Source organism: Burkholderia cepacia complex sp. TUM26381 (genome assembly GCF_057439935.1).
Window position 1 is genome coordinate 1,724,343 of record NZ_CM172006.1, and the last position, 13,693, is coordinate 1,738,035.

Consider the following 13,693-nt stretch of genomic DNA (forward strand, 5'->3'; position numbering starts at 1 on the left):
ATCAGTCCTGCATTTCGCGGCCCGTGAGCCGCAGGAACACATCCTCCAGATTGGCCGGGCGATGCAGATAGCGCAACCCAGTACGACCCTTGAGTCGCGCGCTGAGCGGTTCGGGGTCCGTCACATAGCAGAACAGCGTCTCGCCGCTGATCTCGGTGTGCTTCGCGAATGCCGACAACTCGTCGCGCAGCGTGGCCGGATCGGGCCCGTAGATCTCGATCACGTCGCAGCCGATCTCCGATTCGATCAGCGCGTGCGGCGCACCTTCGGCGATCTTGCGGCCTTCCTCGATCACGCACAGGCGATCGCACAGGCGTTCGGCTTCTTCCATGAAGTGCGTGGTGATCAGGATCGTCTTGCCGCGCGCGAGCAGCGAACGCAGCCGCTCCCACATCAGATGCCGCGCCTGCGGATCGAGGCCCGTCGTCGGCTCGTCCAGCACCAGCACGTCGGGATCGTTGACGAGCGCGCGGGCGAGCGTGAGGCGGCGTTTCATGCCGCCCGACAACTCGCCGACCTTCGCATCGGCCTTGTTTTCGAGCTTCGCGAATTCGAGCAGCGGCTGCACGAGTGCGCGTGCGGCCTGCGCCGACATCCCGAAGTAGCGGCTGAACACGAGCAGGTTCTCGCGCACGGTGAAGTCGGGATCGAGATTGTCGAACTGCGGGACGACGCCGACGCGCTGGCGTGCATGCCGCGCGCGCGATGGAACCGGTTCGCCGCATAGGGAGATGGTGCCGGCATCGGGGTGCGTGAGGCCGAGCAGCATTTTCAGGGTGGTGGTCTTGCCGGCGCCGTTCGGTCCGAGCAGGCCGTAGCATTCGCCGGCCTGGACGTTGAAGGACAGACCGTTGACGACGAGCTTGTCGCCATAGCGCTTTTCGACGTTGCGGAAATCGATCGGTGCGACGGACATGGGCATGTTGTCGTTGTGAGCGGGCGCGTTCCGCTGCCCGCCGGCTGGCCGGTTGGCGAACGGATCGGACGAATGCGTGTCACATGGGCATGACCGAAGCGAACGCCGCCGGCGCGATATGACCCGCTGGAGTACGGACGAGCCATTCTAGTGCATCGGCTGCGTCTCTTCAGGGCATGCCTGCACGGTGCGATGTATGCGCGCACCGATCGTGCACTGCATCATCGCGCACGCGCTGCGCGGGGCGAATCAGCGTTTTCCATCCCTTGCGTCCTGAATTGCGGCGCACCATGATGAATGCGTAGGCTCGTTGTCGCGATAGGGAGGTTTCATGGCTAGCTACAACAAGATTTTGCTGTGTTACGACGGCACGCTCGAAGGGCGCAAGGCACTGCGCTGCGGCGCTAATCTCGCAATGGACCTGAAGGCCGAAACGCACTTGCTGTCGGTCGTCGACATGCGTTCGAGCATTGCGCAAAGTGCAGGTTTGCTGACCGACGTCGCATGCGGCCGCTTCGAGGAAACCGCGCGCGAAATCCTCGAGGAAGGGGTGAACTGGCTGCGCGAGCGTGGCGTGCAGGCCGAAGGCCATTTCGCGTTCGGTTATCCGATCGACGAAATCGCGAATCTTGCGTCGGAACTGAAGGTCGACCTCGTCGTTGTCGGCCACCGGTGCCGCAGCGGACTGTCGCGATGGTGGATGGGCTCGGGCAATACGCAACTGCTCGACCGCGTGAACTGCAGCATTCTGGTGGCGTGCTCGTCGGCGGAAGAGCAGAAAGCCGAAATCGCGCGCGAGCGTGAAGCGGCCACGGCGAACGGCAAATGATCTAAAGACGCGATGGTTGCCTGGTCGGCAATGCGTGCCGGTCAGGCGCCGCACCGCTTCAGCGGTGCGGGCGTCGAGCGCGGCCTGTTATGCGTGCAGGTCGATCGCGGACAATTTCCACGAAAACAGCCCGAAGCGGTGGAATACCGCCGCATAGCGCGTGCCGTCGGCGCTGCGCTGATACGTCACGACGAATTCTTCGATATTCCGGTAGCCCGCGCTGGTTTGCTGCGGATGCGTCGCCTCGCTCGGGCTCGCCGGCGTGGCAGGCGCGGGCGCCGCTGACGACGCGGTCGCAGCGGATGCGTTACTGCTCGCAGCGGCGGCACTTGCCGGCGCCGGATTGGCCGGCGTGGCGGCTGGTGCGCCGCCCGGCGTATTGCCTTGCGGCAGATTCGACAAATCAGGCGGGCGCTCGCCCGGATTGCCGCGCGGCGGCAATCCGCTCATCAGCGCGGCCACGCCCTCCGGGGTCGCGTACGCATCGACCAGCGGGCCGATCAACGCGGACCCGATCAGCGCGCCGATCACCGCAAACGGGTTGTTCTTCTTCACAGCGTCGATCCGGCGCATCAACTCTTCCGTGACCTGCTGTTTGAGGCTGATGCGTAGCGACGGAAAATCGACATACTCGCTAATCGCCTGCGCATCTCGCGCATCGATCGCCGATTTCAGGCGACCGAGCGCGACGTACGGCGACGCGTACGCATAGCCGATCGCCGCAATGACGACGACGATCAGCGCGACGATCAGCAGGGGCTTGAGTCGCCATGCGCGGCTCGGCGATCCAGTCACGTTGCCTCCGGTGCGGGGATGTTCCGCAATCAGAGACCGCCCGGCGTAGCCGATCGTTCCTCCGCGATGCAGCGATCGATCATCCGGCACACGGCATCGATCGTGCCGACCATGATCAGGCGCGACCGGCCGTGATAGACGCGCACCGGTGCGCGACGCGCGGGTTCCGCGTGATTCAGGCCGGCGTTCAGCGATACCCGGGCGAACGCGGGGAGCGCTGACGGCAGCAGGGACGCCTGCCGTTCGACTGCGACTTCTTCTTGCACGGGCGCGGCCGCGGACAGCGGTGCGCAGGGCGTGCGGCCGCGCAGATGACGCAGGCGGCCGAATTGACGGAAAGGCAGCAGACGGGCAAGGCGTTCCATGATGTTCTCCTCAGCGAGACGGAATGTCAGAGTTCGCCCGAGCGGATCAGCCCGACGGCGATGCCTTCCAGCGCGAATTCGGCGCTGCCGGCCTTGACGAAGATGTTTTCGTAATCCGGGTTCTCCGCGATCAGCTCGAGACCGCCCGGCCGGCGCATCAGGCGCTTGACCGTGACGTCGTCGCCGAGACGCGCGACGATGATCTGGCCATCCTTCGCTTCCGTGCGCTTCTGCACGGCGAGGAGATCGCCATCGAGGATGCCGGCGTCGCGCATCGACAGGCCGCGCACCTTCAGCAGGTAGTCGGGCTTGCTCGTGAACAACGCGGGATCGCATGCGTAGTGCTGCGAGATGTGCTCCTGCGCGAGGATCGGGCTACCGGCTGCGACGCGGCCGACGAGCGGCAGCGACAACTGCATCAGGCCGGCGTGCGGCAACGTGAACTGGTGCGGGGCATCTTCGATGCCGAGCAGGCGGATGCCGCGCGACGCGCCGGCCGCCAGCTCGATCACGCCTTTGCGCGCCAGCGCGCGCAGGTGCTCCTCGGCCGCATTTGGCGAGCTGAAACCCAGTTCGGCCGCGATCTCGGCGCGGGTGGGCGGGAATCCGGAGCGCTCGATCGCGCGACGGATCAAGTCGAACACTTGCTGCTGACGGGCGGTGAGTTTGGTCATGGCTCAACTGTATGGATAGACAGTGAGCTGTATTTTTATACAGTACTTCGCGAATTTCAAGTGTTACGTGAGGTTCGACGCGATCACGCCGGTTCCGGCGTGATTTCGCGACGTCCGGACGGCGGTTTATCTGCCGCAACCGTCCATCCCGTCTGCGTTAGCACTTTTGAGTATTAAAAAATGAAGAACGATTATTTTTAATCATGTAACCCGTTCGTTAGACTGGCCCGACATCGCAACACCGACAACACTGGAGAACCAAGGATGGCGAAGCGCAATACGGGGCTGGTGGGCGGAGTGGGCCGCCTGATCGCAACACTCGCGCTGGGCGCGGCGGCGGCGCTGGGCGTCGCGACGCATGCCCAGGCCGATACGACGTTCCTGAACGTGTCGTACGACCCGACGCGCGAGCTGTATCAGGACTTCAACCAGGCGTTTGGCAAGGAGTGGAAGGCGAAGACGGGCGAGACCGTGAACTTCAAGCAGTCGCACGGCGGGTCGGGCGCGCAGGCGCGTTCGGTGCTCGACGGCCTGCAGGCAGACGTCGTCACGCTGGCGCTCGCGTATGACATCGACGCGCTCGCGAACAAGGGGCTCGTCAACAAGGACTGGCAGAAGCGCCTGCCCGACAACGCGTCGCCGTACACGTCGACGATCGTGTTCCTGGTGCGCAAGGGCAACCCGAAAGGGATCAAGGACTGGGACGACCTGACCAAGCCGGGCATCTCGATCGTCACGCCGAACCCGAAGACGTCGGGCGGCGCGCGCTGGAACTACCTGGCCGCATGGGCGTACGCGGTGCACAAGCCGGGCGGCAACGAGCAGACGGCCAAGGAATTCGTCACGAAGCTCTACAAGAACGCAGGCGTGCTCGATTCGGGCGCGCGAGGCGCGACGACGAGCTTCGTGCAGCGCGGGATCGGCGACGTGCTGATCGCATGGGAGAACGAGGCATTCCTGTCGGTGAAGGAATTCGGTACCGACAAGTTCGAGATCGTCGTGCCGTCGGTGAGCATCCTGGCCGAGCCGCCCGTCGCGGTGGTCGACAAGGTGGTCGACAAGAAGGGCACGCGCAAGCTGGCCGACGCGTACCTGAACTTCCTGTACAGCCCGCAGGGCCAGGAAATCGCGGCGCGCAACTACTACCGGCCGCGTTCGAAGAACGTGCCGGCGGAACTGACGAAGCAGTTCCCGAAGCTGAAGCTGTACACGGTCGACGACACGTTCGGCGGCTGGACGAGTGCGCAGAAGACGCATTTCGCGGACGGCGGCGTGTTCGACTCGATCTACAAGCCGCAGTAACGCCATAACGACAGCGGCGCGCCACGACAGCGCGCCGCATCCCCGATTGGCCGCCGGCGCGATTCACTGCGCCGGCGTTTGCGTCGGACCCATGAGCAGCATCGACCCAGCAAGAGCATCCGATGACGACGTACACCTTTCGCAAGCCGAGCGCGCTGCCCGGTTTCGGCGTGACGCTCGGCATCACGGTGGCCTATTTGAGCCTCGTGGTGCTGATCCCGCTCGCCGCCACGTTCCTGAAGACCGCGACGCTGTCGTGGGACCAGTTCGTCACCGCCGTCACGTCGCCGCGCGTGCTCGCGTCGTACCGGCTGACGTTCACGTCCGCACTTGGCGGCGCGCTGATCAACGCCGTGTTCGGCTTCCTCGTCGCGTGGGTGCTCGTGCGCTACACGTTCCCGTTCAAGCGCCTCGTCGATGCGATCGTCGACCTGCCGTTCGCGCTGCCGACGTCGGTCGCCGGCATTTCGCTCGCGGCCGTCTACGCGACCAATGGCTGGGTCGGCCAGTATCTCGCGCCGCTCGGCATCAAGATCGCGTTCACGCCGGCCGGCGTGCTGGTCGCGCTGACCTTCATCGGGCTGCCGTTCGTCGTGCGTACCGTGCAGCCGGTGCTCGAGGATTTCGAGCGCGAGCAGGAAGAAGCGGCCGCGTGCCTCGGCGCGTCGCGCTGGCTGACGTTCCGCCGCGTCGTGCTGCCGGCCGTGCTGCCGGCGCTCCTCACCGGTTTCGCGCTCGCGTTCGCGCGTGCGCTCGGCGAATATGGCTCGGTGATCTTCATTGCCGGCAACGTGCCGATGAAATCCGAGATCACGTCGCTGCTGATCATCACGAAGCTCGAGCAGTACGACTACGCGGGCGCGACCGCGCTGGCGGTCGTGATGCTGGTCGTGTCGTTCCTGATGCTGCTGCTGATCAATACGCTGCAGTGGTATCTGCAGCGCCGCACGAGCAAGGGCGCCAGCGGCCCCGCGCCCGCCACCGTCACCGCCGTCGCGGCAGGAGGCCAGCAATGAGCCAGGAGGCCACCGTCGTGCTGAAAACCCCGTCGCCGGCCGCGCGGGCCGCGAAACGGCTCGACCCCGTCAGCGAGTCGCGCGTCGTGCGCTGGCTGCTCACCGGCATCGCGCTGGCGTTCCTCGCGTTCTTCCTCGTCGTGCCGCTCGCCGCGGTGTTCGTCGAGGCGCTGCGCAAGGGCGTCGGCTTCTATCTCGAATCGCTGGCCGATCCCGATGCGTGGTCGGCGATCAAGCTGACGCTGACCGTCGCCGTGATCGCGGTGCCGCTGAATCTCGTGTTCGGCGTGTGCGCGTCGTGGGCGATCGCGAAGTTCGAATTCCGCGGCAAGGCGCTGCTGACGACGCTGATCGACCTGCCGTTCTCGGTGTCGCCGGTGATCTCGGGCCTCGTGTACGTGCTGCTGTTCGGCGCGCAGGGCTGGCTCGGGCCGTGGCTGCAGGATCACGACGTGCAGATCATCTTTGCGGTGCCGGGCATCGTGCTCGCGACGATCTTCGTCACGTTCCCGTTCGTCGCGCGCGAACTGATTCCGCTGATGCAGGCGCAAGGCACCGACGAGGAAGAAGCCGCGCGCGTGCTCGGCGCGTCGGGCTGGCAGATCTTCCGCCGCGTGACGCTGCCGAACGTGAAGTGGGGCCTGCTGTACGGCGTGATCCTGTGCAATGCGCGCGCGATGGGTGAATTCGGCGCGGTGTCGGTCGTGTCGGGCCATATCCGCGGCCAGACCGACACGATGCCGCTGCACGTCGAGATCCTGTACAACGAATACAACTTCGCGGCCGCATTCGCGGTGGCGTCGGTGCTGGCGCTGCTCGCGCTCGTCACGCTCGCGCTGAAGCTGATCGCCGAGCGTCACCTCGCCGCCGAACTGGCCGGCGCGCGTGACGCCGTTCCCGCACATGCCGGCCCCGTCGCCGCCGTTTCGTCGAAATCGTAAAGAGGCAACCAGAATGGGTATCACCGTCCGTAACCTTCAGAAGCGCTTCGGCGATTTCACCGCGCTCGACAACGTGTCGCTCGATTTTCCGCCGGGAGAGCTGGTCGCGCTGCTCGGGCCGTCCGGCTGCGGCAAGACCACGCTGCTGCGCGTGATCGCGGGCCTCGAGCACGCGGACGCCGGCCAGGTCGTGTTGCAAGGGCTCGACGTCGCGTCGGTCGGCGCGCGCGACCGCCAGGTCGGCTTCGTGTTCCAGCACTACGCGCTGTTCCGTCACATGACCGTATTCGAGAACGTCGCGTTCGGGCTGCGCGTGAAGCCGCGCCGCGAGCGGCCGTCGGAAGCCGTGATTCGCGACAAGGTGCACGAATTGCTGAAGCTCGTGCAGCTCGACTGGCTCGCGCAGCGCTATCCGTCCGAGCTGTCGGGCGGCCAGCGCCAGCGCATCGCGCTGGCCCGCGCGCTCGCGGTCGAGCCGAAGGTGCTGCTGCTCGACGAGCCGTTCGGCGCGCTCGACGCAAAGGTGCGCAAGGAGCTGCGCGGCTGGTTGCGCCGGCTGCACGACGACCTGCACATCTCGACGATCTTCGTCACGCACGACCAGGAGGAGGCGCTGGAAGTCGCGGATCGCATCGTCGTGCTGAACCGCGGCCACGTCGAGCAGGTCGGCAGCCCGCAGGACGTCTACGATCATCCGCAGAGCGCGTTCGTGTACGAGTTTCTCGGCGCGGCCAACCGGCTGCCGGGCACGGTGGCCGGGCGTGGCTTCGTTGCCGAGGGCGCGGCTGCGCCGATCGCGGTCGACGCCGATTTCGCGGGCCCCGCGAATGCCTATGTGCGGCCGCACGATCTGCAGCTGTGGCCGGCGGGCGAAGGGCATCGCGACGGCATCGCGGTGGACGTGCGCCGCGTGATCCCGCTCGGCGGGTCGGTGCGCGTGGAGCTCGAGGCGCGCGCGGGCGGTGCGCTCGAGGCGGAGCTCGATCGCGACGCATGGCGTGCGCTGTCGCTGCAGGTCGGTGACGGTGCGACGGCCGTGCCGCGCGCGGTGCGTGTGTTTCCCGCGCATTGACGAGAAAATGCAGGGCAGGGGGCGGAACAGGCTCCAGATCGACAATCAAACAACGACAGCCTAAGAGGCATACCCATGAATTTTCAGCAATTGCGGTTCGTGCGCGAAGCGGTGCGCCAGAACATGAACCTGACGGAAGTCGCGAACGTGCTGTACACGTCGCAGTCGGGCGTGTCGAAGCAGATCAAGGATCTCGAGGATGAACTGGGCGTCGACATCTTCATCCGGCGCGGCAAGCGGCTGACGGGGCTCACGGAGCCCGGCAAGGCCGTGCACCAGTTGATCGAGCGGATGCTGCTCGACGCGGAGAACCTGCGCCGCGTCGCGCGCCAGTTCGCCGACCAGGACAGTGGCCACCTCGTCGTCGCGACGACGCACACGCAGGCGCGCTATGCGCTGCCGAAGGTGATCCGGCAGTTCACCGACGTGTTCCCGAAGGTGCATCTGGCGCTGCGCCAGGGCAGCCCGCAGCAGATCGCGCAGATGATCCTGAATGGCGAGGCCGATCTCGGCATCTCGACCGAGGCGCTCGACCGCTATCCGGACATCGTTACGTTCCCGTGCTATTCGTGGCATCACACGGTCGTCGTGCCGAAGGGCCATCCGCTCGTCGGCCGCGAGAGCCTGACGCTCGAGGAAATCGCCGAGTATCCGATCATCACGTACGACCAGGACTTCACGGGGCGCTCGCACATCGACCAGGCGTTCACGCAGGCGGGCGCCGTGCCGGACGTCGTGCTGACCGCGATCGACGCGGACGTGATCAAGACCTACGTCGAGCTCGGAATGGGGATCGGCGTCGTTGCGGCGATGGCCTACGATCCGCAGCGCGACACCGGGCTCGTCGCGCTCGATACACAGCACCTGTTCGAGGCGAGCACGACGCGCGTCGGGCTGCGCAAGGGCGCATTCCTGCGTGCGTATGCGTACCGGCTGATCGAGATGTTCGCGCCGCACCTGAACGAAGCGGAAATCGCGGGGCTGTTGCGCGAAGCCGTTTGACGGCAGTGCGCATCGGGCGCCGTCCGGGCCGTTACCCCGGATGGCGCGATGCGCGCGCACGAAGCCATGCGCCGGGCGGCGGCCGCGCAATGGCCGCCGTCACGGTTGCCTGATTCAGCGAGCCATGGGGTGCGGCCGCCGCTCCTGGCCCGGTTCTTCCCCGCGTGGGGCGATCGACACACGTTCTCGTGCCAACAGAAAAACAAGACGGCACATGCTGACGTTTCGATCCGGTGTCGGCCATCCCCGCCGGGCCATTTCTCGGAAGATATGATTCAATGCGCGCATTGTCCGATGGCGGCCATTCGCGCCGCACGACGAAGAGGCGAACAATGAATCTGAAATGGTTTCTCTTTTCCTTCAAAGGCCGGACCGGGCGCCTGCCGTGGTGGATCTACTCGCTGGTTTCGGGGTTGATCGGCGCGTTCTTCGATGCGGGTTCGCGCGGTTCGTCGAACGACGACCTGCCGCTGCTGGTGCTGCTCGTCGCGGTTGCGATCGCCGTCGTCGCGATGTGGTCGTGGATTGCGGTCACCGTGAAGCGGCTGCACGACATCGACAAGTCGGGATGGTGGATGCTGCTGATCTGCGTGCCGGTCGTCGGTGCGATCGCGTTGTTCGTGATGAACGGGTTCATCGCCGGTACGTCGCATGCGAACCGCTTCGGCGAGCCGCCGACGGTCGATGAAGACGAACCCGCGCCGCAGAATCCGGCCTGATGCGCGGCGCCCATGCGAGTGTCGTATTTGCGCGTCGTGCAGCACGATCGCGCGCTCCGAATAAACCCTTAAATATTGATCAGACAGGTTGCGCGCCGAAGCGAATCGGTACAGCATAGCCCTCACTCTGCCGGCGTCACGCCGGCGGCGGCGCGTCAACGACAGCACGCGCCAGGCAGTCGGCCGTCTGCCTTGCTTCCATTCCGTGGTACCGACAGCAGCATCGATGGCCATTGCCCGGGTAGTGTGGCGCAAACGTTTGCTCACATTAAAACAACAGTCAAACAACAGTCCGGCCTACGGGCCAGTCGCCAGGAGATGTGTATGAATGTCCGCTTTCGCCGTCGCTTCCTGACCGCCGCGCTTGCCGCCGTCGCGGTCGCTGCTGCACCGGTCGTCCACGCGCAATCTGCGGCCAAGCCGAAGGTCGCGCTCGTGATGAAGTCGCTCGCCAACGAGTTCTTCCTGACCATGGAAACGGGCGCGAAGGAATACCAGAAGCACAACGCGAATCAGTTCGACCTGATCACCAACGGCATCAAGGACGAGACCGATACCGCGAACCAGATCCGCATCGTCGAGCAGATGATCGTGTCGAAGGTCGACGCGATCGTGCTCGCGCCGGCCGATTCGAAGGCGCTCGTGCCGGTCGTGAAGAAGGCCGTCGACGCGGGCATCATCGTCGTGAACATCGACAACCGGCTCGATCCCGACGTGCTGAAGTCGAAGAACCTGAACGTGCCGTTCGTCGGCCCCGACAACCGCAAGGGCGCGCGCAAGATCGGCGACTACCTCGCGAAGCGGCTGAAGGCGGGCGACCAGGTCGGCATCGTCGAAGGCGTGTCGACGACGACCAATGCGCAGCAGCGCACGGCGGGCTTCCAGGACGCGATGAAGGCGGGCGGGATGAAGGTCGTGTCGGTGCAGTCGGGCGAATGGGAAATCGACAAGGGCAATGCGGTCGCTGCCGCGATGCTCAACGAATACCCGAACCTGAAGGCGCTGCTGTGCGGCAACGACAACATGGCGATCGGCGCCGTGTCGGCCGTACGTGCGGCTGGCAAGCAGGGCAAGGTGCTCGTGGTCGGCTATGACAACATCAACGCGATCAAGCCGATGCTGAAGGATGGCCGCGTGATCGCGACTGCCGACCAGTACGCGGCGAAGCAGGCCGTGTTCGGCATCGACACGGCGCTCAAGGCGATCGCCGAGCATCGCAAGCAGGCCGACATGTCCGGCGTGGTCGAGACGCCGGTGGATCTCGTGACGAAGTAACGCCGCGCCGATCCGGTCGCCACCCTCAAGAATCCGTCGTGGCGGCCGTTATCCGGAGTGAGCGCGATCACGGCCACTGCATGCACATGCACTTGTGAGCGTCACACCCGCGCGCCGCGTGCGCGCGGCCGCAACCAGGATCGCGATGGAACCGACCTTCCAACCCTCCCGTTCAGCCCACCCCGTGCTGTCCGTATCCGGCATCGGCAAGACCTATGCCGAACCCGTGCTCGCCGACGTCACGCTGACGCTCGAGGCGGGCCAGGCGCTCGCGCTGACGGGCGAGAACGGCGCCGGCAAGAGCACGCTGTCGAAGATCATCGGCGGGCTCGTCGATCCGACGACCGGCACGATGCAGCTCGGCGGCCAGGCGTATGCGCCGACGAGCCGCACGCAGGCCGAGGCGTTCGGCGTGCGCATGGTGATGCAGGAACTGAACCTGCTGCCGACGTTGACGGTTGCCGAAAACCTGTTCCTGAATCGCCTGCCGCGGCGTTTCGGGATCATCGACCGCGCGCGGTTGCGCGAGGACGCGCGCGCCGCGATGGCGCAGGTCGGGCTCGACGCGGTCGATCCCGATACGCCGGTCGGCGCGCTCGGCATCGGCCACCAGCAGATGGTCGAGATCGCGCGCAACCTGATCGGCGACTGCCGCGTGCTGATTCTCGACGAACCGACCGCGATGCTGACTGCGCGCGAAGTCGAGCTGCTGTTCGAGCAGATCGATCATCTGAAGAAACGCGGTGTCGCGATCGTCTACATCTCGCACCGGCTCGAGGAACTCGCGCGGGTCGCCGAGCGCGTCGCAGTGCTGCGCGACGGCCGGCTCGTGCACGCGGGCGAGATGGCGGCGACGACGTCCGACGGGCTCGTCACGCTGATGGTCGGGCGCGAGATCGGCGAGCACATCGATCTCGGCGAGCGCCATTTCGGCGCGCCGCGGCTCGTCGTGTCGGGCCTCACGCGCGGGACGGCCGTGCGCGACGTGTCGCTCGAGGTGCGTGCGGGCGAGATCTTCGGCATCTCGGGGCTGATCGGGGCGGGGCGAACCGAACTGCTGCGCCTGATCTACGGCGCCGATACGCCGGATGCCGGGATGATCGCGGTCGGCCAGCCGCTGAAGCCGGCGCAGATCGCGTCGCCCGTCGATGCCGTGAAGCTGGGCATCGCGCTGATCACCGAGGATCGCAAGGGTGAAGGGCTGCTGCTGTCGCAGTCGATCACCGCGAACGTGTCGCTCGGCCAGCTCGATCGGCTGGCGCGTGGTGGCGTCGTCGATTCCGCACGCGAAACGGCGCTCGCCGAGCAGCAGATCGACGCGCTGCGGATCCGCACGCACGGCGCGGCGCAGGCGGTCGGCGAACTGTCGGGCGGCAACCAGCAGAAGGTCGTGATCGGCCGCTGGCTCGCGCGCGACATGGGCGTGCTGCTGTTCGACGAACCGACGCGCGGGATCGACGTCGGCGCCAAATTCGAGATCTACACTTTGATGGGCGCGCTCGCACGTGAAGGCCGCGCACTCGTGGTCGTGTCGAGCGACCTGCGCGAGCTGATGCTGATCTGCGACCGGATCGGCGTGATGTCGGCCGGCCGCATGACCGCCGTGTTCGAGCGCGGCAACTGGACCCAGGATGGGCTGCTGGCCGCGGCGTTCGCCGGCTTCGGCCGCGAGACGCCGGCGGACGGCGCGCCGCATCCGGCCGCGGGGCAGGCGCCAGGCGCCGCTCCGGGCAATTCGACGACAGGACGACAGCAATGACCCAGCCTCCCGTATCCCCGACCGGCGCCGGCGCCCAGCAGGACGTGACGGGGCGCCGCGCGCGCACGCTGTCCGGCACGCGGCTCGGCCTGTCGAACTATCTCGGGCTCGCCGGCGCACTCGCCGCGATGATCGCGCTGTTTTCCGTGCTGAGCTCGCATTTCCTGACTTACGACACGTTCAGCACGATCGCAAACCAGATTCCCGATCTCGTCGTGATGTCGGTCGGGATGACCTTCGTGCTGATCATCGCCGGGATCGACCTGTCGGTCGGCTCGGTGCTCGCGCTCGCCGCGTCGATGGTCAGCGTCGCCGCGCTGAAATGGCAGTGGGGGCCGCTGCCCGCCGCGCTGATCGGGATCGCGGTCGCAACCGCGACCGGCGCGCTGACCGGCGCGGTCACGGTCGGCTGGCGGATTCCGTCGTTCATCGTGTCGCTCGGCGTGCTGGAGGCCGCGCGCGGCCTCGCGTACCAGCTGACGAATTCGCGCACGGCCTACATCGGCGACGCGTTCGATTTCCTGTCGAACCCGATCGCGCTCGGCATCTCGCCGGCGTTCCTGATCGCGGTCGCGGTGATGATCGCGGCCCAGTTCGTGCTGACGCGCACCGTGTTCGGGCGCTATCTGGTCGGGATCGGCACGAACGAGGAAGCCGTCCGACTTGCAGGGGTTAACCCGCGGCCGTATAAAATTCTCGTATTCGCATTGATGGGCGCGCTCGCGGGGCTTGCGTCGCTGTTCCAGATTTCACGGCTCGAGGCGGCCGACCCGAACGCGGGCTCGGGCCTCGAACTGCAGGTCATCGCCGCCGTCGTGATTGGCGGCACGAGCCTGATGGGCGGGCGCGGCTCGGTGATCAGCACGTTCTTCGGCGTGTTGATCATCTCCGTGCTGGCCGCGGGGCTGGCGCAAATCGGTGCGAACGAGCCGACGAAACGGATCATCACCGGCGCGGTGATCGTGGTGGCGGTCGTGCTCGATACGTATCGTAGCCGGCGCTCGCGCGCGCGGTAGAAAGACAGACAG

At 66.3% G+C, this 13,693-nt stretch carries 14 protein-coding genes; 10 read left to right on the forward strand and 4 right to left on the reverse strand.

Features of this window, described 5'->3' with window-relative positions; genetic code table 11:
- Window position 1 precedes the first annotated feature (1 nt).
- Window positions 2-916, reverse strand: a complete 915-nt coding sequence (gene nodI / locus ACWMMN_RS08150; RefSeq protein WP_059234397.1) for a nodulation factor ABC transporter ATP-binding protein NodI — start codon at window positions 914-916, stop codon at window positions 2-4.
- 331 nt (window positions 917-1,247) lie between these two features.
- On the opposite strand from nodI, the gene ACWMMN_RS08155 reads away from it, so the two are divergent.
- Complete coding sequence (locus ACWMMN_RS08155) at window positions 1,248-1,745, forward strand: universal stress protein (RefSeq protein WP_059234395.1); 498 nt, start codon at window positions 1,248-1,250, stop codon at window positions 1,743-1,745.
- A gap of 87 nt (window positions 1,746-1,832) precedes the next feature.
- On the opposite strand, the gene ACWMMN_RS08160 is transcribed toward ACWMMN_RS08155, so the two are convergent.
- Genes ACWMMN_RS08160 through lexA form a run of 3 tightly spaced genes read right to left on the reverse strand, consistent with a single transcriptional unit; the run spans window position 1,833 to window position 3,579 of the window.
- Window positions 1,833-2,540 carry a DUF2939 domain-containing protein gene (locus ACWMMN_RS08160; protein WP_486423198.1) on the reverse strand — a complete coding sequence of 236 codons (708 nt, stop codon included), beginning with the start codon at window positions 2,538-2,540 and terminating at the stop codon, window positions 1,833-1,835.
- Window positions 2,541-2,569: 29 nt separating this feature from the next.
- Window positions 2,570-2,905, reverse strand: coding sequence for a hypothetical protein (locus tag ACWMMN_RS08165; protein WP_006476078.1), 336 nt, complete (start codon window positions 2,903-2,905; stop codon window positions 2,570-2,572).
- A 26-nt stretch (window positions 2,906-2,931) separates the two neighbouring features.
- On the reverse strand, window positions 2,932-3,579 hold the full coding sequence (gene lexA / locus ACWMMN_RS08170; protein ID WP_006759459.1) for a transcriptional repressor LexA: 648 nt from the start codon (window positions 3,577-3,579) through the stop codon (window positions 2,932-2,934).
- A 264-nt stretch (window positions 3,580-3,843) separates the two neighbouring features.
- Here lexA and ACWMMN_RS08175 point away from each other — a divergent pair, with 264 nt between their 5' ends.
- The 9 genes from ACWMMN_RS08175 (at window position 3,844) to ACWMMN_RS08215 (ending at window position 13,681) form a co-directional block, all read left to right on the forward strand.
- Window positions 3,844-4,881: a sulfate ABC transporter substrate-binding protein gene (locus ACWMMN_RS08175; protein WP_342704316.1), complete on the forward strand. Its 1,038-nt coding sequence runs from the start codon at window positions 3,844-3,846 to the stop codon at window positions 4,879-4,881.
- A 122-nt stretch (window positions 4,882-5,003) separates the two neighbouring features.
- The gene (cysT, locus tag ACWMMN_RS08180; RefSeq protein ID WP_059234389.1) at window positions 5,004-5,897 is read left to right on the forward strand and encodes a sulfate ABC transporter permease subunit CysT; all 894 of its coding nucleotides are present in this window, start codon (window positions 5,004-5,006) and stop codon (window positions 5,895-5,897) included.
- Window positions 5,894-6,838, forward strand: a complete 945-nt coding sequence (cysW, locus tag ACWMMN_RS08185) for a sulfate ABC transporter permease subunit CysW (RefSeq protein ID WP_256086026.1) — start codon at window positions 5,894-5,896, stop codon at window positions 6,836-6,838. The genes cysT and cysW overlap by 4 nt, the downstream gene beginning before the upstream one ends.
- A 13-nt stretch (window positions 6,839-6,851) precedes the next feature.
- A complete protein-coding gene (locus tag ACWMMN_RS08190) occupies window positions 6,852-7,910 on the forward strand; it encodes a sulfate/molybdate ABC transporter ATP-binding protein (protein WP_059234385.1) in 1,059 nt (352 codons plus the stop codon).
- A gap of 75 nt (window positions 7,911-7,985) precedes the next feature.
- Entirely contained in the window at window positions 7,986-8,912 is a 927-nt protein-coding gene (locus tag ACWMMN_RS08195) for a CysB family HTH-type transcriptional regulator (RefSeq protein ID WP_059234383.1), read from the forward strand.
- 332 nt (window positions 8,913-9,244) lie between these two features.
- Window positions 9,245-9,631, forward strand: coding sequence for a DUF805 domain-containing protein (locus ACWMMN_RS08200; protein WP_059234381.1), 387 nt, complete (start codon window positions 9,245-9,247; stop codon window positions 9,629-9,631).
- 324 nt (window positions 9,632-9,955) lie between these two features.
- Window positions 9,956-10,906: a sugar ABC transporter substrate-binding protein gene (locus ACWMMN_RS08205; RefSeq protein WP_059234379.1), complete on the forward strand. Its 951-nt coding sequence runs from the start codon at window positions 9,956-9,958 to the stop codon at window positions 10,904-10,906.
- A gap of 145 nt (window positions 10,907-11,051) precedes the next feature.
- Window positions 11,052-12,665 carry a sugar ABC transporter ATP-binding protein gene (locus tag ACWMMN_RS08210; protein WP_486423199.1) on the forward strand — a complete coding sequence of 538 codons (1,614 nt, stop codon included), beginning with the start codon at window positions 11,052-11,054 and terminating at the stop codon, window positions 12,663-12,665.
- Entirely contained in the window at window positions 12,662-13,681 is a 1,020-nt protein-coding gene (locus ACWMMN_RS08215) for an ABC transporter permease (RefSeq protein WP_059234375.1), read from the forward strand. The genes ACWMMN_RS08210 and ACWMMN_RS08215 overlap by 4 nt, the downstream gene beginning before the upstream one ends.
- Window positions 13,682-13,693 lie beyond the last annotated feature (12 nt).

Excerpts from the sequence above, each read along its gene's own strand:
- ACWMMN_RS08165 (WP_006476078.1), bottom strand. The coding sequence starts at position 2,905 with ATGGAACGCCTTGCCCGTCTGCTGCCTTTCCGTCAATTCGGCCGCCTG.
- ACWMMN_RS08205 (WP_059234379.1), top strand. The coding sequence starts at position 9,956 with ATGAATGTCCGCTTTCGCCGTCGCTTCCTGACCGCCGCGCTTGCCGCC.
- ACWMMN_RS08215 (WP_059234375.1), top strand. The coding sequence starts at position 12,662 with ATGACCCAGCCTCCCGTATCCCCGACCGGCGCCGGCGCCCAGCAGGAC.
- cysW (WP_256086026.1), top strand. The coding sequence starts at position 5,894 with ATGAGCCAGGAGGCCACCGTCGTGCTGAAAACCCCGTCGCCGGCCGCG.
- ACWMMN_RS08210 (WP_486423199.1), top strand. The coding sequence starts at position 11,052 with ATGGAACCGACCTTCCAACCCTCCCGTTCAGCCCACCCCGTGCTGTCC.
- cysT (WP_059234389.1), top strand. The coding sequence starts at position 5,004 with ATGACGACGTACACCTTTCGCAAGCCGAGCGCGCTGCCCGGTTTCGGC.
- lexA (WP_006759459.1), bottom strand. The coding sequence starts at position 3,579 with ATGACCAAACTCACCGCCCGTCAGCAGCAAGTGTTCGACTTGATCCGT.
- ACWMMN_RS08200 (WP_059234381.1), top strand. The coding sequence starts at position 9,245 with ATGAATCTGAAATGGTTTCTCTTTTCCTTCAAAGGCCGGACCGGGCGC.
- ACWMMN_RS08175 (WP_342704316.1), top strand. The coding sequence starts at position 3,844 with ATGGCGAAGCGCAATACGGGGCTGGTGGGCGGAGTGGGCCGCCTGATC.
- ACWMMN_RS08155 (WP_059234395.1), top strand. The coding sequence starts at position 1,248 with ATGGCTAGCTACAACAAGATTTTGCTGTGTTACGACGGCACGCTCGAA.
- ACWMMN_RS08190 (WP_059234385.1), top strand. The coding sequence starts at position 6,852 with ATGGGTATCACCGTCCGTAACCTTCAGAAGCGCTTCGGCGATTTCACC.
- ACWMMN_RS08195 (WP_059234383.1), top strand. The coding sequence starts at position 7,986 with ATGAATTTTCAGCAATTGCGGTTCGTGCGCGAAGCGGTGCGCCAGAAC.
- nodI (WP_059234397.1), bottom strand. The coding sequence starts at position 916 with ATGTCCGTCGCACCGATCGATTTCCGCAACGTCGAAAAGCGCTATGGC.